Genomic DNA, 22,022 nt, shown 5'->3' on the forward strand with positions numbered 1-22,022 from the left:
GAGATTGAAGAACGCTTAGGGAACTGCCCGGCTCATCGCCCGGCAGAGAATTGTTAGCACTCTCGTGCAGCGAGTGCTAATTATATGGACGGGTTTTGACAAATTCAAGAAGGGAAACCGGAGGAATTTTCGGGGCGGCGACGCGGCGGGAAAACGGCTGAGAACAACGAAAAACCCTTTCAAAACAAAGCCATGACGATCGAAACCGACCCGACGGGCGGGCTCGCGAGGCCCGCGAATCCCATCCAGCCCCGTTTGGACACCGGGTAAGCCCGGAGTTCCCGAGGCCGCCGACATTGCATCGAAAAAAACGTGCGGGCGCCCATTTCATCCGCCGCGGCGCGGTCGTTCGCCGGCGTCGCCGGGTCGATCCTCACGCGTCGGCGCAATCCGCGCCCGACAGCGGCCGGAAGGTCCGGCCGTCCGTCTGGACGGTCGCGCCCAGCCGCCGCGCGAGCCCCTTCGCGCCTTCGCGCATCACGACGTCGTGATTCCATCGGAACAGCGGCCGCGCGAGCGGCTCGAGCCAGTTCATCCAGCGCAGGTGCGTACGAATGTGCCAGTCGTAGCGCACGACGGTGCGCGCGCCGTCGGCGGCAAACGACCAGCGGCCGTCGCCCTCGATCGCGCCGCTCGCATGGCCTTCCAGTGCATGCGGCCGCTCGACGCGACGCACCCGCATGTCGAAGGTCAGCCGGTACGGCAGCGCGCCCTTCCACGTATACCGGTGCAGCGCGCCGACGCCGCGCGCGTCGCCCGGTTCGAGCTCGACGGTGCGTACGGCACCCGTCCACCAGTCGGGCCAGCGGTCGACCTGGTAGATCGCGTCCCAGACCGCCGCGAGCGGCGCATCCACCCGCCAGGTCGTCGAGAACCGGTACTCCGCCATGCAGCCTCCGGCATTGCGCGTCAGGGACGCGGATCGGCGCGCCGTCAGGGCGCGAAGAAACGCTCGGGAAACGCGACGTCGATCTCCACGTCGTCGAGCGTCACGGTTTCGAGCGGCACATCGTCATCGCCGGCGTAGCTGACTACCTTCAGCGGAAAACCGTCGTCGGTGTCGAGCCACAACCGGTAGCGATGCACGCCGTCGATCGCATGCGCGGGCGCGCCCGTGACGAGCACGCGCAGCGCGCGCCGGCCGCCGATGGTTTCCTCGCCTTCGGTCACCGTCGCGCCGCCCTGCTGCAGCGCATGCACGCTGCGCAGCAGTTCGCCGACGTCCGAACGGTCGACCCGGTGGCCGCTGCGGTCGCGCACGAGCGGATTGGACGGCGACAGCGTCAGCGCGGGCGGCGCATGCGTGCCGAACGGGCGCAGCCGCACCTTGCCGTCGCCGGGATCGTACGCGAGCACCGCGCCGCGATGCGGCGACACGAAATCCATCCGGACGAAGCCCGGTTTCAGGTACGCGTAACGGATTTCGGTGTGCTCGCCGTCGCGCGCCGACGAGCGGATCGTCGCGCGGTACGAGCGGACGTGGTCGAAATGCGCCTGCGCGACGGTCACGGGATCGGCGGTCATGCTCGCTCCTATCAGGCTCGCGGCCAGCAACGCGGCGATCACGGCGCCGCCTCGACGTCGAGCACGCCTTCCATCCCGCGCTCGCGATGGCTGCTGAAAAACAGCAGCCGGTGCGTGCAATAGTAGGCGAATCGACCCGGCTGCTGCGGCGTGAAACGGAACGTCCTCGGCGTCGTGCCGAGTTCGGTATGCACTGCGATGCCCGCCTGCGGCGGCGCGTCGATCTCAAAGCTGTGCGGTACCACGCCGGGCTCGGCCGACACGGTCAGCTCCACCGGCAGGTTCGCGCGGACGATCACGTGATTCGGCCGGAAAAAATAGCTGCCGCCGACGATCGTCACACGCTGTACGCCGTCGGCATCGACCGGCACGCGCACGGGCGCATTTCCCTGCGCTCGCGCAAGCATCGTGCCCGCGAGGCACGCCGCCAGCACGAGTTCCTTCATCATCGTCGTCTTCATCGCCTGCTCCCCGCGGGCGCCGCGCGTCATCCCTTCCACGCATCGGCCGGCCCGCCCAGCGCTGCGCATGCGTCGATCGCCAGCTCGCGCAGACGCCGTTCGTCGCCACGGCCGGACAGCGCATAACCCATGCCGCGATCCGACCAGAAATACGTGTAGCGGCCGTCCGCCGACAGCGCCTGCGGCGCGAGGCGCCGCGCATCGTATGCGGTCACGTACAGCGTCACGCGCGCGCCGTCCGCGCGCTGGTACATCAGCTGTGCGGCCGGCCCCGCGTCGCCGGGCAGCAACCGGCCGCCCAGCAGCGCGTAACCATATTCGTCGAGCGACGGTGCGCGCACCGGCCGGCCGACGCGCGCCGACAGCCATGCGGCGAGACGCGCGGGATCGGCCGCACCGACTTCCACCGGATGCTCGCGGTCGGCCGCGTACACCGCGTACGCGGCATCGGCGCGCGCGGCGAACGCCGGCTCGCGGCCGAACGCCGCCCAGCCCGCATGCAGCGCGACACCGATCAGCAGCCCGGCCGCCAGCCCCGCGAACGCGTGCGCGGCGGCGCGCCAGCGCGACGCGCGGCGCTGCACGAACAATGCGGGCGCGGCGCCCGGCAACGGAAACAACGCCTTCAGCGCATCGCGCTGCGCACGGTAATGCGCGAATCGTTCCGCTTCCTGTGGATCGGACTGCAGGCGCTCGAGCATCTCGCGCCGCTCGTGCCCGGACAGTTCGCCATCCAGCAACGCGGACAGCAGTTGCGCCGACGCGTCGTCGTCCTGCCGGTTCGAAGGCTTGCGCGGATCGTCCATCATGGCTTCCCGATCACCCGTAACGTGGCCGTGCCGTGCGCCGCCGGCGCGTCGGTCAGCAACGCGCGCATCTGCGCGCGCGCCCGCGCGAGCCGCGACATCACCGTACCCACCGGCACGCCGAGCACCTGCGCGGCATCGCGATAGCTCAGCTCCTCGAGCGCGACCAGCAGCAGCACCTCGCGCTGCTCGACCGGCAGCCGATACAGCGCGCGCTGCACGTCGCGCAGCTCCAGCCCGCCGACTTCGCCAGCGGGCGCCGCCATCGTCTGCCACGGCGCCGTCGCGTCGTCCACGGCGATCTCGTGCCGCGCGCGCAACTGGTCGATGAAGCGGTGCCGCAGCAGCGTCAGCAGCCACGCGCGCAGGTTGCCGCCGTCGCGCGGCGGCCGGTTCAGCGCACGCTCGAGCGTGTCCTGTACGAGATCGTCAGCCCACGCGCGCTCGCCCGTCAGCGCACGCGCATAGCGCGTGAGGTGCGGCAGCCATACCAGCAGGTCCGATTCATAGCTCATCCGGGCGCCTCGCGCGTCGCCGCGCGGTCACGGCCGCGCGACGTGCCACATGCCGCCGATCCCGTCGCCGCCGGCGTCGCCAGCCTTGCGGTCCATCTTCCAGCGATACAGCGGACGGCCGCGGTACGCCCATTGCTTAGTGCCGTCGTCGCGGGCGACGACGCTCAGCGCACCCGACGGCTTGTCGTATGCGTCGGCGAGCGCGGGCGGCCAGTTGGCCGCGCACGCGCCGTCGCACATGCTCTTGCCCGGCGCATCGCGGTCGAACACGTACAGCGTCATGTGCGCTTCGTCGACCAGTTTCCCGTCGCCGGCCTGGGGCGGTTCCGCGGCCGCCGGCCGCACGATCGCCGCCGTCAGCGCGGCAGCGAAGAGCATCCGTTTCATTCCCGTTCTCCTTGGCGTCGTGTCGCGACACGATGCGGCCAGACGGGACGATCGGCTTCGTCGCGATCATTATCCCGCCGGCCGGCGGTGCCGGAACTCGGTATGTAAACGGACGGCGACGGCCTGTTATTCCATGCGGCGCCGCGACCGGCAGCCGCGATCGTTCATGTGACGAAAGAACGCGGGAAGCCCGAAATGACAACGCGGCATGACATCGCTGTCATGCCGCGTTGGGCGGCCGGTACTGCATCGCCGGTATTGCACGGCCCGTATTGCGCGACCGTCTCGCCCGACGGCCGATGCGGCGCCGTCGGGCGGTTTCGGCCGGTTACCTCGGCAATGCGCCGGTCAGCGACTGGAGCAGCGTCGTCACCGGTGCGAGCGGGTTGTTCGGCGAGCTGTTGCCCGAATGCGGCGTCACCGACAGACTCGGCGCGGAACCGAGCGCCGTACCCACCGACGTGCCGACCGCATTGACGACCGTCGCGGTCGAATTGGCCCCCACCGTCAGCAGCGAACCGACCGCGCCGGCTGTGCCGCCGGCCGCGTTCGCGCCCGAGCCGAGCAGGCTGCCGCCTGCCGCTGCCGTCGAACCGGCCGCGCCCGACAGCGCGCCGGCCGCCTGGCCGAGCGCCGCCGGACCGGACGCGAGTGCGCCCGTCACCGAACCGAGCGCACCGGTCAGGGCGCCCGCCGGGTTGCCGCCGCCCGTCAGGCCGCTCACGAGGCTCGTGATCGGCGCGATCGGGTTGTTGCCGGCAGCGCCGGACAGCGTGCCGACCACCTGGTTCACGACGCCTTGCACCGGCGCCAGCGGGTTGGCGCCGCCGAGGTTGCCGAGCGCGCCCGTCACCGAATTCAGCGCGCCCGTCAGTGCGCCGGCCGGATTGCCGCTGCCGAGCGCGCCCACGACCTGGTTCACGACACCCTGGACCGGCGCCAGCGGGTTCGTGCCGCCCAGCGCGCCGAGCGCGCCCGCTGCCGAGCCGACCGCGTTGCCGAGTGCGCCGGTGGCCGTCCCGACCGCGTTGCTCAGCGTGCCGGCCGGATTGCTGCCGCCGAGCGTGCCGACGACCTGGTTCACGACGCCTTGCACCGGCGCCAGCGGGTTCGCGCCGCCGAGGCTGCCGAGCGCGCCCGTCACCGAACCGAGGGCGCCGGTCAGCGCGCCGGCCGGGTTGCCGCCCGGCAATGCGTTCTGCAGACCGTTGACGAGGTTCGTGATCGGCGTGATCGGGCTGCCGCCGCCTGCGCCCGACAGCGTGCCGACGACCTGGTTCACGACGCCCTGCACCGGCGCCAGCGGGTTCGCACCGCTGAGCGCGCCCGTCACGGAGTTCAGCGCGTTCGTCAGCGCACCGGCAGGATCTCCGCTGCCGAGCGTGCCGGCGAGTTGCGTGACGGCGCCTTGCACCGGCGCGAGCGGGCTCCCTGCGCCGCCGACGTTGCCGAGCGTGCCGGTGATCGTGTTGACCGCGTTGCTCAATGCGCCGGCCGGGTTGCCGCTGCCTAGCGTGCCGGTGACCTGGTTCACGACGTTCTGGATCGGGGTGATCGGGTTCGCGCCGCCGCCGAGGTTGCCCAGTGTGCCGGTTACGGTGCCGAGGGCGCCGGTCAGCGCGCCGGCCGGATTGCCGCCGCCAACGCCGCCCAGTGCACCGGTTACCGTGCCCAGGGCGCCCGTCAATGCGCTGGCCGGATTGCCGCCGCCAACGCCGCCCAGTGCGCCCGTCACCGTGCCCAGGGCACCGGTCAACGCGCCGGCCGGGTTGCCGCCACCGATGCCGCCGAGTGCGCCCGTCACCGTACCCACGGCACCGCTCAGCGCGCCTGCCGGGTTACCGCCACCGAGCGCGCCCGTCACCTGATTCACCACGCCCTGCACCGGCGCCAGCGGATTCGTGCCGCCGCCGACATTACCCAGTGCCCCCGTCACCGCCCCCACGGCGCCCGACAGCACTTGCCCCGGCTCGCCGAGCGACGTCTGGATCGCGCCCGACCCACCCGCCGTCACGGTGACCGAACCCAGCGGCGACGTCCCCGTCGCGCCCAACCCGACCGACACGCTGTTCGTCGGCGGATTGACGATCACTTGCGGGATCGGCAGCGCATCGAGCGCCGCGGCCATCGCGGACCCCGAAGCCAGCACCCCGAACACCGTCGCGACCGACAGCGCCACACCCGTCAATTTAAAATTCTGTCCCATCGTTATTTTCCCCATCTCGGTTGGCACTACGTTGACAAAGCATGGGGACGGATTGCACGAAGCGTGCCAATACAAAAACCGGATCGATTCGTCTGCTTATTGACCGGCAATAATGCCTTTTTAATTGATTTCTGACGAATTCACGCGTCGCGACGCCACAATAGTCTGATGAAAAGCGCGATCGGAGCGAGGATGTAACGTAACGTTTGCGAGCCTCGTGGTGACGTGTACCGGTACATTCCGCCAAGGCCGGAACACGCGGCGGCGATGCAGCCCTATTCCGTTACGACGGGCCGCCCATTACGCATTTCGGCAATATGAAAATGCATTGACCAATCACGAATTTGCTTATTTTCTTTTGTCGCGAAATTTTCTTTCTTGTCGATTACGCAGATCATTTCCAATTGCGCGGATTTCGACGAGCCGGACAGCAGAACGAAAAACCGTGAAGCAAGCGCATGGCCGCCGGCGCGTGCCGGCGACCGAAACCGCATCCGCGCGCCGCAGGTTCAGCCGAAGCGGGCGGGCCGATACGGATGAGGATCGATATAGGTCGGCGCGCCCGTCATCATTTCAGCGAGCAGGCGGCCGGTCGCGGGCCCCAGCGTGAGCCCGTGATGGCAATGGCCGAACGCGAACCACAAATGACGGTGGCGCGGCGCCGGCCCGATCACCGGACGCATGTCGGGCGTGCATGGCCGCATCCCGAGCCACGGTTGCGGATCGAGCCGCTCGCCGATGCCGAACGCGTCGCGCGCCAGCGGTTCGGCGCGCGCGAGTTGCACGCCGGTCGGCGGCGCATCGCGCGGCGCGATCTCGACGCCTGTGGTGAGCCGCAGGCGGCCACCCTCCATCGGCGCGACGACGAAACCGGCCTCGGTATCGCACACGGGCACGTTCAGCGGCGTGCGCGTCGGCCGGTAATGCATGTGATAGCCGCGCTTCGCGCGCAGCGGAATCCGGTAGCCGAGCGGCGCGAACACATGATCGGACCACGGCCCGAGCGCGACCACGGCCGAGCGTGCCGAGATCGGCCCGTGTTCGGACCGGACCTGCCAGCCGCCATCCATCTGCACGAGCGTCGTCGCGTCGCCGCGCACGAACGTGCCGCCGTCGCGCTCGAACAGCCGCGCATACGCCTTGGTCAGCCCGCCCGGGCTCGATACGGTCTTCGGGTCCTGCCAGTGGAACGCGCCGCAGAATGCATCGCCGATGCCGGGCTCGCGCGCCCGCAGCGCATGCGCATCGAGCACGGTCATCCGCAGCCCGTGCGCGGCCGCCACGCGCTGCTGCGCGCGCTTGCTCGTCGAACAGCGCGGGCGAACGGAACGCCTCGATCCACCCGCCGTCGTGCACGAGCGGCTGCGCGTCGGTACGCGCGAGGAGCGCATCGTGCTCGACGACGCTCGCCGCAACGAGCGGCAGCAGGTCGCTCGCGGCGGCCGCGAGCCGCCGCGGCGACGATTCGCGCCAGAAGCGCGCGAGCCAGCCCGCGTACGCGGGCAGCGCGCGGTAGTCCCAATAGAGATCGACCGAGCGGTTGCGCGCATAGCGCAGCAGCGTGCCGAGCTGGCGCGGAAACGCATACGGCACGACCGACGAGCGCTCGATCAGCCCCGCATTGCCGTGGCTGGTTTCCTCGCCGGGCGCGCGCCGGTCGACGAGTGCGACGCGCAGCCCGCGATCCTGCAGATGCAGCGCCGACGACACGCCGACGATGCCGGCCCCCAGAACGATGACGTCGAAATCCATGGCTCCCCGCACTGCGTCGAGATGGGATGCGTGGTGCGCCGGCCCCGCGGCCGGCGCGCGGCGGCGCTTACTTCGCGATGATGTCGCGCTTGAAGTACTTCTGCGACAGCGCGCTCAGCGTGCCGTCCTTCTTCAGCGCATCGAGCGCGCCGACGATCTTCGCCTGCAGCGCCTTGTCGCTCTTGCGCATCCCGAAGCCCGTGCCCTCGCCGAGCGTCGCCGGATCCTTCAGCGGCTCGCCGACGATCTGGTAGTCGCGGCCGGCCGGCTTGTCGAGGAACCCGTCCTGCGCGGTCTGCGCCTCCTGCACGGCCGCGTCGAGACGCCCCGCGACGAGATCGGCGTAGATCTGGTCCTGCTCCTGGTAGGACACGACGGCCACGCCCGCATTGGCCCAGTGCGCCTTCAGGAAATCCTCCTGCGACGAGCCCTGCAGCACGCCGACGTGCTTGCCGCGCAGGCTCGCGACGTCGGGCTTCAGCGGCGCACCGCGCTTCGCGACCATCACGATCGGCACCACGTAGATCGCCGGCGTGAAGTCGATGCTTTGCTTGCGCTTCGCGGTGATGTTCATCGCCGAGTTGATCGCGTCGAACTTGCGCGCCTGCAGCGCCGGGATCAGCCCGTCGAACGCATTCTCGACCCACACGCACTTCATGTTCAGCTTCGCGCACACCGCGTTGCCGACGTCGACGTCGAACCCCTGCAGTTGACCGGCCGGCGTCTTGCTCTCGAACGGCGGATAGGCGGCTTCGATCCCGAAGCGCAACGTGGTTTGTTCCGCATGGGCCGTGACGGCCGCGCACGCGAGCGCCGCAGCGGCGCAGAGGGAAAGCTTCCAGTTCATGACGGTCTTCCGTTCCGGATTGAGGCGATGAAGATCGGTCGCCCGACGCCCTCGGTGGGCGGCGGGTCGGCATTCGAGTGCAGGCCGCCGCCGCATGGCGACGTGGCGGGTCCTGCATGCGAAATATAGACTAAAAGTCTACTATAGACTATAGGGGATACGAGGATGCAGCCTCGGTCCTCGATGTCAAAATTTCCTTAGATCACCCAAAACACCGTTGTTTTCATGGAATTTTTCGTGACATCGACTCCGACACAACATCTCAAAAATAAAAACCCTCACGGTTTTGTTTGTCTATATTAGACTTTTAGTCCATAAAAGCCCCGCCGAACACCGTCTTTCGAGACTTTCTGTCCAGCCCGAACCGGAGATGCCCCATGACGCAAACCGTCCCCACCCTGCCGCTGACCGTCGACGAAGCCGCGGTGCGCGCGGCGCTGCCGTCGCTCGACGTGCTCGGCACGCTGCGCCGGATGTTCGCGTCGCTGGCCGCGGCGCGCGCGGTGCAGCCGCCGCAGACGCTCACGCTGTTTCCCGACCGGGCTGGCGACTTCATCACGTATCTCGGCGCGCTCGCCGACGAGCAGGTGTTCGGCGCGAAGCTGTCGCCGTATGTCGTGACAGGCGGCAAACCTGTCGTCACCGCATGGACCGCGCTGATGTCGATGCAGACCGGCCAGCCGCTGATGTGGTGCGACGCGGGGCTGCTGACCGTCGAACGCACGGCCGGCACGACGGCGCTTGCGGTCGACTGTCTCGCGCCGCGCGACGCGCGTCATCTGGCGATCGTCGGCGCGGGCGCGGTCGGCCTCGCGCACCTGCGGCACACGGCGGCGCTGCGCGACTGGGACACGATCCGCGTGTACTCGCCCGCGCTGGCCGGCGACGCGGCGCTGCAGGCGAGCCTGACCGCGCTCGACGCGCGCGCACGTGCGGCGGCGAGCGTCGAGGCCTGCGTGCGCGACGCGGACGTCGTGATGCTGTGCACGTCGTCGGGCACGCCCGTGCTCGGCGACGGCATGCTCACGCGCCCCGCGCTCGTCACGTCGATCAGCACGAACGTCGCGCGCGCGCACGAAATCCCGCCCGCGTGGCTGCCTGACATGGACGTCTACTGCGACTACCGGCACACGACGCCCGCGAGCGCGGGCGAGATGCAGATCGCCGCGGCCGAGCACGGCTGGGATGCCGGCCGGATCGTCGGCGACCTGCCGGCGCTCGTCGCCGGCACCTGCGCGGCGCCGTCGCGCACGCGTCACGCGCTGTTCCGCTCGATCGGCCTGGGCCTCGAGGACATCGCGATCGCGCACGCGCTGTACACGCATCTGACGCACGCATGAGCGGCGCGCGCACACGGGGCCGATACAATGGCGCAACCGCCGCGGCGGCCGCGCGCGGGCGCACGGGCATGCCGGCCGACGGTGGCCCGGCCCGCCGGCCCGACACGCTGCCCCGCTCCCGCCCACCCGAGATCGCGACACCGATGCGCAAGAAGAAATCTCCCGTCAAAGACCTGCTGCTCACCCGCTATGCGCCGATCGCCGACGGTATCGCCGCGCTGTTCTTCCCGTACGCGGAAGTCGTGATCCACGACCTGCACGACCAGACCGTGCTGTATCTCGCGAACAACCTGTCGAAGCGCGAGGTCGGCGACGATTCCGCGCTCGAGGAAATCGATCATTCGGCGCGCGAGCGCGTGATCGGCCCGTACGAGAAGCTGAACTGGGACGGCCGGCGGATGCGCTGCGTGAGCAACGTGCTGTTCGACGACGAAGGCCGGCCGGCCGGGATGATGTGCATCAACTTCAACATCGCGGTGTTCGACGAGGTGCGCGCGACGCTCGACCTGTTCATCAAGGGCGCGGGCGTCGTCGCGCAGCCCGACGAACTGTTCCGCGACGACTGGCAGGAGCGCATCAACACGTTCCTGCACGGCTGGCTGCGCGAGCGGCAGGTCGGGCTGAACGGGCTCACGCGCGAGCACCGGCGCGAGCTCGTCGAGGCGCTGTACGCGGAAGGCGCGTTCCGCGGCAAGAGCGCGGCGAACTACGTCGCGAACGTGCTCGGGATGGGGCGCGCGACGGTCTACAAGCATCTGAAGCACCTGAAGGAAACGCAGGGCGACGCCTGAGCGGGATGCGGCGGGCGCGATGACGCGCAGGCCCCGGTCATCGGTACCGGGCCGCCGATTCCGGCGCCCAGGCTTCGCGATGCGCGGGTGCGGTCTCGGTTCCGCACGGGCCCGCCGCGGAAGCGCGGAAGCGCGGAAGCGCGGAAGCATAAAATGATATAGTCGCAGTTACATTTTTTGCCGCCCCGAACCGCCCATGACGACCGCTCCCGCCCTGACTGCCCGCCCGACCCTGACCGTCGAAATCTGGTCCGATCTGATCTGCCCGTGGTGCTGGATCGGCAAGCGCCGCTTCGACGAGGCGCTGGCCGCGTTCCCGCACGCCGACCGCGTCGACGTCGTGCCGCGCGCGTACCGGCTGATGCCCGGCCAGCCCATCGAGCCGGTCGAGGCGATGCTGGCAGGCAAATACCGGATGGCGCCCGCGCAGGTCGACCAGATGCTGCGCCAGGTGACCGATGCGGCCGCGAGCGTCGGGCTGCGCTACGACCTGCCGGGCACGCTCGTCGGCGACACGCTCGACGGCCACCGGCTCGTGAAGCTCGCGCAGGCGTCGGGCCGCGCGCACGCGCTGACCGAGCGGCTCTATCGCGCGTATTTCTGCGAGCACGGCTCGCTGTTCGATCATGCCGCGCTGACCGAATTCGCGGTCGAAGCCGGGCTCGAGCGCCCGGCCGTCGAAGCGGTGCTGCGCAGCGACGCCTACCGCGACGAAGTCGAAGCCGACATCGCGCGCGCCGAACAGATCGGCGGACGCGGCGTGCCGCTGTTCGTGTTCGGCGGCCGTTACGCGGTGTCCGGCGCGCAGCCGGCCGACGCGTTCGCGCAGGCGCTCGACCAGGCATGGCGCGACGGCGTCGTCGAACTCGGCGGCAGCGACGCGGCCGCCTGCGGCCCCGACGGCTGCGAACTGCCGGCCCGGTCGTAACGCGCCTCGAATACCGCGTGCGCGTCCCGCCGGACGCGCCGCCACGACTACGCTTCGCTGCTGCCACAAACCGGCAGGAAGCCCGCGCCGATGACGTCTACAATGCCTCCTTTCAAATAACTGTCAGAGAGAAGGCTGAGCGCCCATGACCCACGGTATCCACGGCGAGAAGCGCTGGTATGCGCTGATCGTGCTCTGCCTCGGCGTGCTGATGATCGTGCTCGACAGCACGATCGTGAACGTTGCGCTGCCGTCGATCAGCACCGACCTCCACTTCACCGAAACGGCCCTCGTGTGGGTCGTCAACGCGTACCTGCTGACGTTCGGCGGCTGCCTGCTGCTCGGCGGCCGGCTCGGCGACCTGTACGGCCAGCGGCGCATGTTCCTCGCGGGCCTCGTCGTGTTCACGCTCGCGTCGCTCGCCTGCGGCCTCGCGCAATCGCAGGCGATGCTGATCGCCGCGCGCGCGGTGCAGGGGCTCGGCGGCGCGGTCGTGTCGGCCGTCTCGCTGTCGCTGATCATGAATCTCTTCACCGAGCCCGGCGAGCGCGCACGTGCGATGGGCGTCTACGGTTTCGTCTGCGCGGGCGGCGGCAGCATCGGCGTGCTGCTCGGCGGGCTGCTGACGAGCTCGCTGTCGTGGCACTGGATCTTCCTCGTCAACCTGCCGATCGGCGTCGCGGTCTATGCGATGTGCGTCGCGCTGCTGCCGCGCACGCGTGCGCCGGCCGGCACGGCCCGGCTCGACGTGGCCGGCGCGATCACGGTAACCGCGTCGCTGATGCTGGCCGTCTACGGGATCGTCGGCGGCAACGAGGCCGGCTGGCTGTCGACGCAGACCGTCGCGCTGATCGGCGCGGCCGTCGTGCTGCTCGCGCTGTTCATCGCGATCGAGTCGCGCGCCGCGCATCCGCTGATGCCGCTCACGCTGTTCGCCGCGCGCAACGTCGCGCTCGCGAACGCGATCGCCGTGCTGTGGGCGGCCGCGATGTTCGCGTGGTTCTTCCTGTCCGCGCTGTACATGCAGCGCGTGCTCGGCTACGGGCCGCTGCAGGTCGGCCTCGCGTTCCTGCCGGCGAACCTGATCATGGCCGCGTTCTCGCTCGGGCTGTCGGCGCGGATCGTGATGCGTTTCGGGATCCGCGGCCCGATCGCCGCCGGCCTGCTGATCGCGGCATGCGGCCTCGCGCTGTTCTCGCGCGCGCCGGTCGACGGCGGATTCGTGTGGCACGTGCTGCCCGGCATGGCGCTGCTCGGCATCGGCGCGGGCGTCGCGTTCAATCCGGTGCTGCTCGCCGCGATGAACGACGTCGATCCGGCCGATTCCGGGCTCGCGTCGGGCATCGTCAACACCGCGTTCATGATGGGCGGCGCGCTCGGGCTCGCGGTCCTCGCGAGTCTCGCGGAGGCCCGCACCGGCGCACTGGCGGCGGCGCAAGCGGCGCCGCTCGACGCGCTGAACGGCGGCTACCATGCGGCCTTCGCGTTCGGCGCGGCGTTTGCGGCCGTGGCCGCGCTGACCGGCTTCGCGCTGCGCATCCGGCCGCCGCGCGCGGTCGAAGGCGCCGGGCCCGCGATGCACTGACCGTCGACGGACGGGCCGGGAACCGGCATCGGATCAGGGTGCGCATCGTCGCGCCTTTTTTGTGCACGCGGGCCACGCGGCGTACGCGCCCGGTTCGCCGCCGCTTTCGGGCCAGATCGTCGTCGGCCGCGCCCGCCCGAACGCGCGTTTCACGTCCCGCCGGCCGCCTGCCGGGCGGGCCTTCGCGGCCGATTTTTAACGCAGTCGTCCATTGACGCGTCACTTTTGCGACAATGGCGGACTTTGACGCGCGCGCCACGGGCCGCGCGCCGCCGCCGAACGCCGCATAACCGCCTGCTTCCGATGTCGCTTCCCCATATCGATCTGCTGTACTCGCTGTCCGGCCTGTTCGTCGGCATTCTCGTCGGCCTGACGGGTGTCGGCGGCGGTTCGTTGATGACGCCGATTCTCGTGCTGCTGTTCGGCGTCCACCCTGCGACGGCGGTCGGCACCGACCTGCTGTACGCGGCCGCGACCAAGGCCACCGGCACGCTCGTCCACGGCCTGAAGGGCTCGGTCGACTGGCGCATCACGGGCCGGCTCGCGGCGGGCAGCGTGCCGGCCGCGGCGCTCACGCTGTGGTGGCTGCACACGCACGGGATGAACACGCCGGGCACCGCGCGGATGATCCAGCTCGTGCTCGGCGTGGCGCTGCTGCTGACGTCGCTCGCGCTGATCTTCCGCCCTCAGCTCACTGCATTCGCCGCGCGCAACCCGCTCGCGCCGAGCCCCGCGCGCACGCTGTGGTCGACCGTGCTGACGGGCGCCGTGCTCGGCGTGCTCGTGTCGATGACGTCGGTCGGCGCCGGCGCGATCGGCGTGACCGTGCTCCTGCTGCTGTATCCGCTGCTCGCGACGACCCGCATCGTCGGTTCCGACATCGCGCACGCGGTGCCGCTCACGCTGGTCGCGGGGATGGGCCACTGGCTGCTCGGCTCGGTCGACTGGTCGATGCTGCTGTCGCTGCTGCTCGGTTCGCTGCCCGGCATCGTGATCGGCAGCCTGCTGTCGGCACGCGCGCCCGAGCGGCTGCTGCGCAACCTGCTCGCGTCGACCCTGGTCGCGGTCGGTGTGCGGCTCGTGCTGGCGTAAGCGGGCGCCGCTCCTGACGAACAACGCCGTCCCGGTGCTGCGTGCGCGCCCGCAGCTTCAGCACGCGTTGCAGCGCAGTACGGTTCGCGAGGATGCCGTCGTAGAAGTTGGCGAGATCGCCCTTCAGCGCGGTCCGCGACGCGTCGTTCAGGCAGATCATGTGGCCCGACGGGTCGTTCTCGATCGTCAGGTTCTGCGCGTTGAACGCGGTGCGACCGATTCCAGACGACGCGCAGAAAAAAGCCGGACGGCTGTCCGGCTTGCAGGAGGCGGCGCGTCGGCCGCGGTCAGAGCGGCACGTCGATCGTGCCCACGCCGGTCGTGATCGCGTTCGCGCCCGGCGCGGCCGAGATCGGCGGCAGGTTCGCGCTCGACAGCGCGGGCGCGGCGCCCGGCGTGCCGCCGCGCGGTACCGTGCGCACCACCTGCGACGGCGGCAGCGGCGCGCCGTTCTTCAGATGCTTCCACATCAGGTTCAGCGCCTGCACGTTGTAGTAGTGAACCGGCACGAAACGCGTATCGAAGCCCGGAACCGACAGGAATGCGTCGAAGTGCTGGCCGTTCGTCACTTCGTAGAACACCAGCCGGCTGCGCCCGGCTTCGCTGATCCCGTTCTGCGCGACGTACGCGCGCGACGCGTGGTTCACCGGCACGAGCGCGTCACCGCGGCCCTGCACGATGATCGCCGGCTTGCCGTGCAGGTTCGCGTTCACGCGCACCGCGTCGACGTTCGCGGGCATCCCGAGCATTCCGTTCGTCCATAGCTGGCGCAGGCACAGCGCGCCCGCGAAGCTCGCATCGGGCGTCGCGAGCCGGTGGTCGACGCCCGCGCCGTCGTTGAACACGAGATTGATGCCGGCCGTCGGCGGCACGCCGTTGCCGGCGCCGAACACGGCCGGCATCGGCGATGCGGCGGGCGCCGCGACCGCGCCCGTCGCGTTCGTCGTCGCGAAGCTGAAGTTGCACAGGTTGTCGGTGACGCGCGAGCGCGTGTATGCGTTCGCATAGGTGACCGCGATCGCGGGAATCGCCTGCGAATCCCACATCGACGCCTGCAGCAGGTCGGAATCGGCCAGATAGCCGGCCGCGTGGAGCTGCGCGAGCGCGTCGGCCGCCTGGCTCTGCGTGTCGGCGCCCGACACGAGCCCGGCCGCGGCGAGCGTCGCGCAGCGCTGCGTGCGGATCGACTGCGTGGTCGCGGCCGGCAGCGCGCTCAGGTACGGCGCGCCGGCGAGCGACGCCGACGCGGCCGCGCACGGTTCCAGCAGGTTCGCGAGCGTCGCGTAATCGGCCAGCGGCCGGCCGAACGACGGCACCGGCTGGCCGCCCGCTCGGACGACCGCATTCGGCGCCATCCGCACGTTGATCTGCGGCTCGCCGACCACGACCGCGGTGATCCAGCCGCGGTTGTCCTGCTCGGCCGCCGCGAGCGACGCGCCGCCGCCGTTGCTGACCGACGCGGCGATCGTCGTGATGTCGCCCGCGCGATAGCGCACGCCGCGACGCGAGCCGTCGATCAGCGGCCCGAACTGCTCGTTGAGCGCCCAGTACGCGAATTCGACCGACTGCAGCGTCACGCGCCCCCAGTCCTGCTCGGGATTCTGTTGCGAATGCGCGTGCTTGAACGCATAGCGGTTCGGGAAGCGGTTGTTGAACGCGGCGAGATCGCCGCTCGTCACGTTCGCGGTGAACAGGCTCGCGGTGCCGGCCAGCACCGCGTTGGCGAGCGTGCCGTCGATCAGCGTGACGGTGTCGGAGCCGAGCTCGTGCGCGCCGTTGCCGCCGCCCTTGTCGTTGTAGGCCACCGCGCAGCCGCGCTTGAGCGCCCACTCGCCGGCCGCGGAAATCGCGCCGTACACGCCGCGCGAGCCGGATGACGTCGCGGTGACGATGCACGGCTGCGCGGGATCGAAGCGGGCGGGCACCTGCACGAGCAGCGTGACGTTTTTGGTGCCGCTGCCGTCGTCGGCATACGCAAGGTATTCGGTGCCGGGAATCTTGCCTTCGCCGAGCGTATCGTTGCCGTCGAGGTCGACGTTCGACCCCCAGAAGCGGCCGTAGCCGCCGTTCGCGCTCATGTCGACGAGCGCGCGGTAGTTCGACCAGATGGCGAGGCGCCGCAATTCGGCGCTCGTCGGCCGCGCCGGATTCGCGAAGCCGGGCGCGCTCGCCGCGGCGAGCCCCGTCTTGCCGAGGCCGGCCGTCAGCAGGTCGTCGCTCGCGCCGTCGTAGGCCGTCGTGCGCACGCTGCCGGACACGAAGCCGGGCAACCGGTTGCGCTCGGCCGACTCGTCGCCGTTGCAGGCGCCGAGCATCGCGACCGCGGCCAGCGCCGCTCCCCACACCACCCGCCTGCCCCACCCGAGCTTCGTCATCGCCGCCCCCTCGATATCGTTATCGGTCCGCCGCCGCGCCGCGCGCGGCTTTCGGCCTCTGAAGCGCAAACGGGCCCCGGCATGCCGGGGCCCGCTGGAAACGGGCGCACGCGGCGCTCGCGCGCCGCCGCCCGGCGTTACTGCTGCTGAACCGTCAGCTTGTTCGAGACCGACGTCACACCCTTCACGCTCTTGGCCGCCTCTTCCGCCTTGTCGATCTGTGCCTGGTCGGGCACCGTGCCCTCCAGCGAGATCGCGCCGCCCTTCGAACGCACGACGATGTTCGCCACGTCGATGCCGCCCGCCTTCGTAATGGCCTTGCGCACCGCGTAGCCGAGCTTGCGGTTCGCCTTCTTCGCGGTTTTCGCGGCGGCCTTCGGCGCGCTCGCTGCGGCCGCCGGCGCTTCCGTCGCCGCTGCGTCGCTCGACTGCGCATACACGCTGCCCGACAGACAGGCCGCCACGGCGGCGACACCCAACGCTCTCAACACGATCGACTTCATGCTATCTCCTTATCACTTCGGAACGGCCGTGCACAGTACGGCCGGATACCCCCAAAAACAGCCGGCCCGCGCGCGAACGGGCGGGACAGCCGGTGTTTTCCACGGCGATACGAGAGAGGCGGCACGGGCCGGCGGCCGGCGCACGCGAGAAGCGGGCCAGCCGGGCCGGACAGCCGCCGGCCGGACGCGCCCGGTCTCATGACGTGCCGGGTCGCGCGCGATTCGGGCGCGGCTGCGTCGCACAATGTAATCCAGCGCCCGCCGAAGCGCAAAGCTTTTGACGCGACGGCCGCCGCCGCTGTCGCCGGACAGCCGCGCGGGCCCGCCCGACTCGCGCATGCGCGGCGAAACCGGGTACCATCGCCGCGAGCATCCGCGTCGTCCGGTGACGACCGTCACCGATGCGTCACGCCAGCGTCATCCACCCACCCCATGAAGCCTGCCAGCCCTCGCCCGCCGCGCCGCATCCTCGCCCGCTTCGTCGCCGTCTCGTGGCGCGACCTCGCGCTGTCGATCGGCCCGACCGTGCTGCTCGCCGGCGCGGCCGTCTGGCTCGCGGTCAAGCTGATCCAGCCGGCGCCGCCGTCCACGCTCGTGATCTCGGCCGGGCCGCCGGGCAGCACGTACTGGAACGCCGCGCAGAAATACAAGACGATCCTCGCGAAAAACGGCGTCACGCTCGACGTCCAATCGTCCGAAGGTTCCGCGCAGAACCTCGCGCGGCTGTCGAACCCGAACGCGCCGGTCGACGTCGGTTTCGTGCAGAGCGGCATCGGCCCGAAGGAGCGCGACGAGCATCTCGTGTCGCTCGGCAGCATCGGCTACGTGCCGCTCGCGATCATGTACCGCGGCCCGATCGTCGCGCGGCTGTCCGATTTCAAGGGCAAGCGGCTCGCGCTCGGCGCGGAAGGCAGCGGCGCGCGCGAGTTGAGCCTCGCGCTGCTGAAGATGAACGGGATCGTGCCGGGCGGCTCGACCGAGCTGCTGCCGACCGCCGGCGAGGACGCCGCGACCGCGCTGCTCGACGGCAAGATCGACGCGGCCTTCCTGTCGGGCGACTCGACGCAGATCCCGGTGATGGCGAAGCTGTTCCGTGCGCCGGGCGTGCACGTGTATTCGTTCACGCAGGCCGAGGCGTATGCGCGGCGCTTTCCGTACCTGACGGCGATCACGCTGCCGATGGGCGTCTACGATCTCGGCCGCAACCTGCCGCCCACCGACATCCACACCGTCGCGCCGACGATCGAACTCGTCGCGCGCGACTCGCTGCACCCCGCGCTGTCCGACCTGCTGATCGAGGCCGCGCGCGAAGTGCACGGGCACGCGACGATCCTGCAGCACGCAGGCGAATTCCCGTCGTCCGTCACGCGCGGCTTCCCGCTGTCCGACGACGCCGCCCGCTACTACAAGTCGGGCAAGAGCTTCCTGTACCGGCGGCTGCCGTTCTGGGTCGCGAGCCTCGTCGACCGGCTGCTGGTGGTGGTCGTGCCGCTGATCGTCGTGCTGATTCCGGGGCTGCGGCTCGTGCCGTCGCTGTACGGCTGGCGCGTGCGCTCGCGCATCTACCGCTGGTACGGCGCGCTGATCGCGCTCGAGCGCCGCGCGCTCGGCGAACACACGGCCGAGGAGCGCGTCCAGCTGCTCGACGAGCTCGACGACATCGAGGAAGCCGTGAACCGGATGAAGATGCCGCTCGCGTACGCCGGGCAGTTCTACGTGCTGCGCGAGCACATCGGCTTCGTGCGCGAACGGCTCACCGCGCAGGAGCCGGACACGCCGGCGGGCCCGCCCGCCGCCGGCAGCCCGCCGGCACGCACGGCAAGCGCGCCGCAACCGGCGGGCGACGCCCCCCGGGCGACTCCCGGTTCCGCATGAGCGGACGATCCGCGATCATTGCTGCATGCGCGCGCCGCCGCGTAACATGGAGGCCGCCGTCAGGCGCCGCACGCCCCACCTTCTGGAGAACGACATGACAACCGGCCTCGATACCGCCCAACCCGCCTGGTTCTTCGACTTCGTGTCGCCGTTCTCGTATCTGCTGCTCGAGCAGCACGACAAATGGCCGGACGTGCCGTTCGACCCCGTGGCCGTGTCGCTCGCCGACCTGCAGCGCCACTGGGGCCAGCGTCCGAGCGCCGACGTGCCGGCCAAGCGCGTGTTCACGTACCGCCACGCGCTGTTTCGCGCGGAACAGCTCGGCATCCGCTTCAAGATGCCGCCCGCGCACCCGTTCGATTCGGACAAGGTGCTGCGCCTCGCGATCGCGCTGCGCGCCGATATCGCGACGGTGCTGGAAATGTTCCGCTTCATCTGGCGCGAAGGCAACGATCCGTCGACGCCGGAAGGCTTCGCGGCGCTGTGCGAACGCGTCGGCGTCGGCCACGGCGACGAGCTGATCGAATTCGAGGAAACCGCCGCGCAACTGACCCGCAACACGGCCGACGCGATCGCGCTCGGCGTGTTCGGCGTGCCGACCTTCTGGATGAACCAGCAACTGTTCTGGGGCGAGGACGCGCTGCCGATGGTGCTGTACTGCGCGCGCACGCCGAACTGGCTCGAATCGGGCGAGGTCAAGCGGATCAGCACGCTGCCGAAGGGTCGTGCGTGATGGCGTGCGTGATGGCCGGTATCACGCACGGCAACGCGCGGCTGCGGTAAGGTAACGGGCTGTTTTCATATGAAAACGGCCCCTTGGCGTCCCCCGCATCCCCCACCAATGGAAGACGACGACCGTACCGCCTCGCTCGACATCTGGCTCGTGCGCGTGTTGCGCACGCTGCTGCTCGAGCGCAGCGTCACGCAGGCCGCGCTGCGGCTGAACCAGACCCAGCCCGCGATCAGCACCGCGCTGCGCAAGCTGCGCGAGACGCTGAACGATCCGATCCTCGTGCGCGGCAAATCCGGCATGGTGCCGACCGAATACGGCGCGTCGCTGCTCGAGGCTGCGTCGCGCGCGCTGCGCGAGGTCGATTTCATCGCGACGCCGCACGGCGAGTTCGATCCGTCGTCCGCGCGGCGCACGTTCCGCGTCGCCGCGCCCGACTACCTGAATGATTTCTTCATGCCGACGCTGATCGAGCGCTTTCGCGACGCGGCGCCGCATGCCCGTCTGGAAATCGATTCGCTGAACCCCCGCGCTCGACCACGCGGCCGCGCTCGAGTCGGGCGCGCTCGATCTCGTGATCGGCAACTGGCCGAAGCCCGACCCGCGGTTCGCGCGCCAGGACCTGTTCTCCGACACGATCGTGTGCCTGATGCGCGACGCGCATCCGCTCGCCCGCGAGCCGCTCACGCGCGAAGCGTATGCGTCGGCCGCGCACGTCGCGCCTACCCCGTACACCGGCGACAAGCGCAATGCGATCGAGATCGGCCTGGCACGCGCGCGCCTCGCGCGGCGCGTCGTGACGACGCTGCCGTACTTCGGGATCGTGCCGCAGGTGCTGCTGCAGTCGGACCTGATCTTCACGACGACGCGCCGCTTCGCGACGCACTATGCGCAACTGCTGCCGCTCGTCGTCGTCGCGCCGCCCGTGCCGTTCCCGCGCATCAAGAGCTACCTGCTCACGCACCCGCAGCCCGACCGGCCGACCGACATCGCGTGGCTGTGCGCGCTGATGCAGAGCGTGTCCGACGAGCTGACGGTCGCCCGCACGCGCAAGCGCTGACGCGCGGCCGAAGCGCAGCGCGACGGGTCAGGCAGCGCGGCCGCTCAAACGGTGCAGAAGGTTTCCTGCAGATGGGTCCAGCGTACGACGCCCGCCGCGTCGCGCGCGAACACGGCGGTCGCGCGGCGCGCGGGCAACTCGCCCGCCGCCGCGTGCTGCGCTTCGCGATAGGTGAGCACCGCGTGCGACGCGTCCGCCGCGAGCACGCGGATCTCCGACAGCGCGATGCGCAGCCCCGGCTTCGCGCCGGCCAGCTTCGCGAACAGCGCGCGCATGCCGACGTGGTCGACCATGCGGCCGTCGGTCAGGACCATCGTGAAGTCGGCGGAAAACGCCGCGAGCAGCGCATCGAGCGCCGCCGGCGCGGTATCGACGCCGGACAGCCAGCGCTCGATGGCGACGAGGCTCGCATCGAGCGCGTCGAGATAGACGGAGTGATCGGACATGGGCGCGTGCACGGTAAAGTGAGCGCGGCCCGCTGCCGCGCGTTGCCGTGCAGTGTAGGCAAAATCGCGCGGCCGTGCGCCGGCCGCGCGGCATGACCGTTTTACCGCTGTTTTACCGCTGTCTTACCGCGCGCAGGACACCTCGTCGCGTGCGCGCCCGGCCGCGGCTGCCTTCGCATCGGCCACCGGCATCCCCGAACGCACCTGCAGCAACTCCGCGCAGACGGCCACCGCGATCGCGCCCGGCGCCTTGTCGACGATGCCGGCGACGCCGATCGGGCACACCATCTCGACGAGCCGCGCCGGATCGACGCCGCGCGCGGCGAGCCGGCGCTCGAACTTCACGCGCTTGGTGCGCGAGCCGATCATCCCGAAGTATGCGTAGTCGCGCCGCCGCATGATCCGCGCGGCGAGCGAGAAGTCGAGCGCGTGGTTGTGCGTCATCACGAGGAAATACGCGCCGGGCGGCGCCGCGTCGACGACGGCCTCCGGCGTGTCGGTCGGCTCCGGCTGCACGTTCGGCGGGCACTCGTCCGGGAACAGCTCGTCGCGCGTGTCGACCCACTGCACGACGCACGGCAATGCGCCGAGCAGCGTGACGAGCGCCTGGCCGACGTGGCCCGCGCCGAACAGCACGACGTGCATCGGCGGCGGCGCACCGGTCGCGCGGTTGCGCTGGCCGGTGCCCGGCGCGAACGGCTGCAACGGCGAAGGCGCGCTGCCGCACGCGCCTTCGCACCCCGCGTCGGACGCGGCACGCGGCGAACGAGCGGGGCCGTTCATGCCGGCCTCCGACGGG

Annotated in this window: 19 protein-coding genes and 2 pseudogenes; 8 read left to right on the plus strand and 13 right to left on the minus strand. The window is 70.4% G+C overall.

Translation table 11 applies throughout. The features are described from left to right. Positions 1-373: 373 nt before the first annotated feature. From LGN10_RS15430 to LGN10_RS15475, 9 genes and pseudogenes are all read right to left on the minus strand, one after another. Entirely contained in the window at positions 374-889 is a 516-nt protein-coding gene (locus LGN10_RS15430; protein ID WP_226224152.1) for an SRPBCC family protein, read from the minus strand. Positions 890-933: 44 nt separating this feature from the next. Then, on the minus strand, positions 934-1,566 hold the full coding sequence (locus LGN10_RS15435) for a LolA family protein (RefSeq protein WP_059574214.1): 633 nt from the start codon (positions 1,564-1,566) through the stop codon (positions 934-936). Continuing rightward, the gene (locus LGN10_RS15440) at positions 1,563-1,985 is read right to left on the minus strand and encodes a hypothetical protein (protein WP_059574335.1); all 423 of its coding nucleotides are present in this window, start codon (positions 1,983-1,985) and stop codon (positions 1,563-1,565) included. The genes LGN10_RS15435 and LGN10_RS15440 overlap by 4 nt, the downstream gene beginning before the upstream one ends. A gap of 26 nt (positions 1,986-2,011) precedes the next feature. Next, positions 2,012-2,794, minus strand: a complete 783-nt coding sequence (locus LGN10_RS15445) for an anti-sigma factor family protein (RefSeq protein WP_226224154.1) — start codon at positions 2,792-2,794, stop codon at positions 2,012-2,014. Continuing rightward, positions 2,791-3,306 (minus strand): sigma-70 family RNA polymerase sigma factor, encoded by a 516-nt coding sequence (locus LGN10_RS15450; protein ID WP_059574216.1) that lies wholly within the window; start codon positions 3,304-3,306, stop codon positions 2,791-2,793. Before LGN10_RS15450 ends, LGN10_RS15445 begins: the two co-directional genes overlap by 4 nt. Before the next feature lie 27 nt (positions 3,307-3,333). After that, positions 3,334-3,693: a hypothetical protein gene (locus LGN10_RS15455; RefSeq protein ID WP_099316113.1), complete on the minus strand. Its 360-nt coding sequence runs from the start codon at positions 3,691-3,693 to the stop codon at positions 3,334-3,336. A 328-nt stretch (positions 3,694-4,021) separates the two neighbouring features. Further along, on the minus strand, positions 4,022-5,899 hold the full coding sequence (locus tag LGN10_RS15460; protein WP_226224156.1) for a beta strand repeat-containing protein: 1,878 nt from the start codon (positions 5,897-5,899) through the stop codon (positions 4,022-4,024). A 509-nt stretch (positions 5,900-6,408) separates the two neighbouring features. Continuing rightward, positions 6,409-7,651 (minus strand): annotated as a pseudogene (locus LGN10_RS33525) (NAD(P)/FAD-dependent oxidoreductase). A 67-nt stretch (positions 7,652-7,718) separates the two neighbouring features. Further along, a complete protein-coding gene (locus LGN10_RS15475; protein WP_089464579.1) occupies positions 7,719-8,498 on the minus strand; it encodes an ABC transporter substrate-binding protein in 780 nt (259 codons plus the stop codon). 377 nt (positions 8,499-8,875) lie between these two features. Here LGN10_RS15475 and LGN10_RS15480 point away from each other — a divergent pair, with 377 nt between their 5' ends. From LGN10_RS15480 to LGN10_RS15500, 5 genes are all read left to right on the plus strand, one after another. After that, positions 8,876-9,838, plus strand: a complete 963-nt coding sequence (locus tag LGN10_RS15480) for an ornithine cyclodeaminase family protein (RefSeq protein ID WP_226224157.1) — start codon at positions 8,876-8,878, stop codon at positions 9,836-9,838. Beyond that, a complete protein-coding gene (locus tag LGN10_RS15485) occupies positions 9,835-10,629 on the plus strand; it encodes a transcriptional regulator (protein WP_089464577.1) in 795 nt (264 codons plus the stop codon). Before LGN10_RS15480 ends, LGN10_RS15485 begins: the two co-directional genes overlap by 4 nt. Positions 10,630-10,825: 196 nt before the next feature. Then, positions 10,826-11,557 carry a DsbA family oxidoreductase gene (locus tag LGN10_RS15490; protein WP_226224158.1) on the plus strand — a complete coding sequence of 244 codons (732 nt, stop codon included), beginning with the start codon at positions 10,826-10,828 and terminating at the stop codon, positions 11,555-11,557. Between the two features lie 145 nt (positions 11,558-11,702). Beyond that, positions 11,703-13,142, plus strand: coding sequence for a DHA2 family efflux MFS transporter permease subunit (locus LGN10_RS15495; RefSeq protein ID WP_060312794.1), 1,440 nt, complete (start codon positions 11,703-11,705; stop codon positions 13,140-13,142). A 303-nt stretch (positions 13,143-13,445) separates the two neighbouring features. Further along, positions 13,446-14,234 (plus strand): sulfite exporter TauE/SafE family protein, encoded by a 789-nt coding sequence (locus tag LGN10_RS15500; RefSeq protein WP_059574336.1) that lies wholly within the window; start codon positions 13,446-13,448, stop codon positions 14,232-14,234. A 287-nt stretch (positions 14,235-14,521) separates the two neighbouring features. Here LGN10_RS15500 and LGN10_RS15505 read toward each other — a convergent pair whose 3' ends face one another. Beyond that, positions 14,522-16,609, minus strand: a complete 2,088-nt coding sequence (locus LGN10_RS15505; RefSeq protein WP_226224160.1) for a D-(-)-3-hydroxybutyrate oligomer hydrolase — start codon at positions 16,607-16,609, stop codon at positions 14,522-14,524. Positions 16,610-16,746: 137 nt separating this feature from the next. Further along, entirely contained in the window at positions 16,747-17,112 is a 366-nt protein-coding gene (locus LGN10_RS15510; protein WP_059574226.1) for a BON domain-containing protein, read from the minus strand. Between the two features lie 432 nt (positions 17,113-17,544). Here LGN10_RS15510 and LGN10_RS15515 point away from each other — a divergent pair, with 432 nt between their 5' ends. The 3 genes and pseudogenes from LGN10_RS15515 to LGN10_RS15525 all read left to right on the plus strand — a co-directional run bounded on the left by LGN10_RS15515 (position 17,545) and on the right by LGN10_RS15525 (position 20,777). Continuing rightward, positions 17,545-18,987, plus strand: a complete 1,443-nt coding sequence (locus LGN10_RS15515; RefSeq protein ID WP_059642030.1) for a TAXI family TRAP transporter solute-binding subunit — start codon at positions 17,545-17,547, stop codon at positions 18,985-18,987. 94 nt (positions 18,988-19,081) lie between these two features. Continuing rightward, complete coding sequence (locus LGN10_RS15520; protein ID WP_059574337.1) at positions 19,082-19,720, plus strand: 2-hydroxychromene-2-carboxylate isomerase; 639 nt, start codon at positions 19,082-19,084, stop codon at positions 19,718-19,720. A gap of 108 nt (positions 19,721-19,828) precedes the next feature. Then, positions 19,829-20,777: pseudogene (locus LGN10_RS15525) on the plus strand (LysR family transcriptional regulator). Between the two features lie 44 nt (positions 20,778-20,821). Here the strand turns inward: LGN10_RS15525 and LGN10_RS15530 are convergent. Beyond that, on the minus strand, positions 20,822-21,223 hold the full coding sequence (locus LGN10_RS15530; RefSeq protein WP_226224161.1) for a polyketide cyclase: 402 nt from the start codon (positions 21,221-21,223) through the stop codon (positions 20,822-20,824). 123 nt (positions 21,224-21,346) lie between these two features. After that, positions 21,347-22,006, minus strand: a complete 660-nt coding sequence (gene xdhC / locus LGN10_RS15535; protein ID WP_226224163.1) for a xanthine dehydrogenase accessory protein XdhC — start codon at positions 22,004-22,006, stop codon at positions 21,347-21,349. Positions 22,007-22,022 lie beyond the last annotated feature (16 nt).

Source organism: Burkholderia sp. AU32262, from assembly GCF_020419985.1.
Lineage (GTDB): Bacteria > Pseudomonadota > Gammaproteobacteria > Burkholderiales > Burkholderiaceae > Burkholderia > Burkholderia semiarida.

Coding starts and splice junctions, on each gene's coding strand:
- LGN10_RS15530 (WP_226224161.1), bottom strand. CDS start 21,223: ATGTCCGATCACTCCGTCTATCTCGACGCGCTCGATGCGAGCCTCGTC.
- LGN10_RS15480 (WP_226224157.1), top strand. CDS start 8,876: ATGACGCAAACCGTCCCCACCCTGCCGCTGACCGTCGACGAAGCCGCG.
- LGN10_RS15445 (WP_226224154.1), bottom strand. CDS start 2,794: ATGATGGACGATCCGCGCAAGCCTTCGAACCGGCAGGACGACGACGCG.
- LGN10_RS15495 (WP_060312794.1), top strand. CDS start 11,703: ATGACCCACGGTATCCACGGCGAGAAGCGCTGGTATGCGCTGATCGTG.
- LGN10_RS15500 (WP_059574336.1), top strand. CDS start 13,446: ATGTCGCTTCCCCATATCGATCTGCTGTACTCGCTGTCCGGCCTGTTC.
- LGN10_RS15440 (WP_059574335.1), bottom strand. CDS start 1,985: ATGAAGACGACGATGATGAAGGAACTCGTGCTGGCGGCGTGCCTCGCG.
- LGN10_RS15450 (WP_059574216.1), bottom strand. CDS start 3,306: ATGAGCTATGAATCGGACCTGCTGGTATGGCTGCCGCACCTCACGCGC.
- LGN10_RS15510 (WP_059574226.1), bottom strand. CDS start 17,112: ATGAAGTCGATCGTGTTGAGAGCGTTGGGTGTCGCCGCCGTGGCGGCC.
- LGN10_RS15460 (WP_226224156.1), bottom strand. CDS start 5,899: ATGGGACAGAATTTTAAATTGACGGGTGTGGCGCTGTCGGTCGCGACG.
- LGN10_RS15490 (WP_226224158.1), top strand. CDS start 10,826: ATGACGACCGCTCCCGCCCTGACTGCCCGCCCGACCCTGACCGTCGAA.
- xdhC (WP_226224163.1), bottom strand. CDS start 22,006: ATGAACGGCCCCGCTCGTTCGCCGCGTGCCGCGTCCGACGCGGGGTGC.
- LGN10_RS15455 (WP_099316113.1), bottom strand. CDS start 3,693: ATGAAACGGATGCTCTTCGCTGCCGCGCTGACGGCGGCGATCGTGCGG.
- LGN10_RS15475 (WP_089464579.1), bottom strand. CDS start 8,498: ATGAACTGGAAGCTTTCCCTCTGCGCCGCTGCGGCGCTCGCGTGCGCG.
- LGN10_RS15520 (WP_059574337.1), top strand. CDS start 19,082: ATGACAACCGGCCTCGATACCGCCCAACCCGCCTGGTTCTTCGACTTC.
- LGN10_RS15485 (WP_089464577.1), top strand. CDS start 9,835: ATGAGCGGCGCGCGCACACGGGGCCGATACAATGGCGCAACCGCCGCG.
- LGN10_RS15515 (WP_059642030.1), top strand. CDS start 17,545: ATGAAGCCTGCCAGCCCTCGCCCGCCGCGCCGCATCCTCGCCCGCTTC.
- LGN10_RS15505 (WP_226224160.1), bottom strand. CDS start 16,609: ATGACGAAGCTCGGGTGGGGCAGGCGGGTGGTGTGGGGAGCGGCGCTG.
- LGN10_RS15430 (WP_226224152.1), bottom strand. CDS start 889: ATGGCGGAGTACCGGTTCTCGACGACCTGGCGGGTGGATGCGCCGCTC.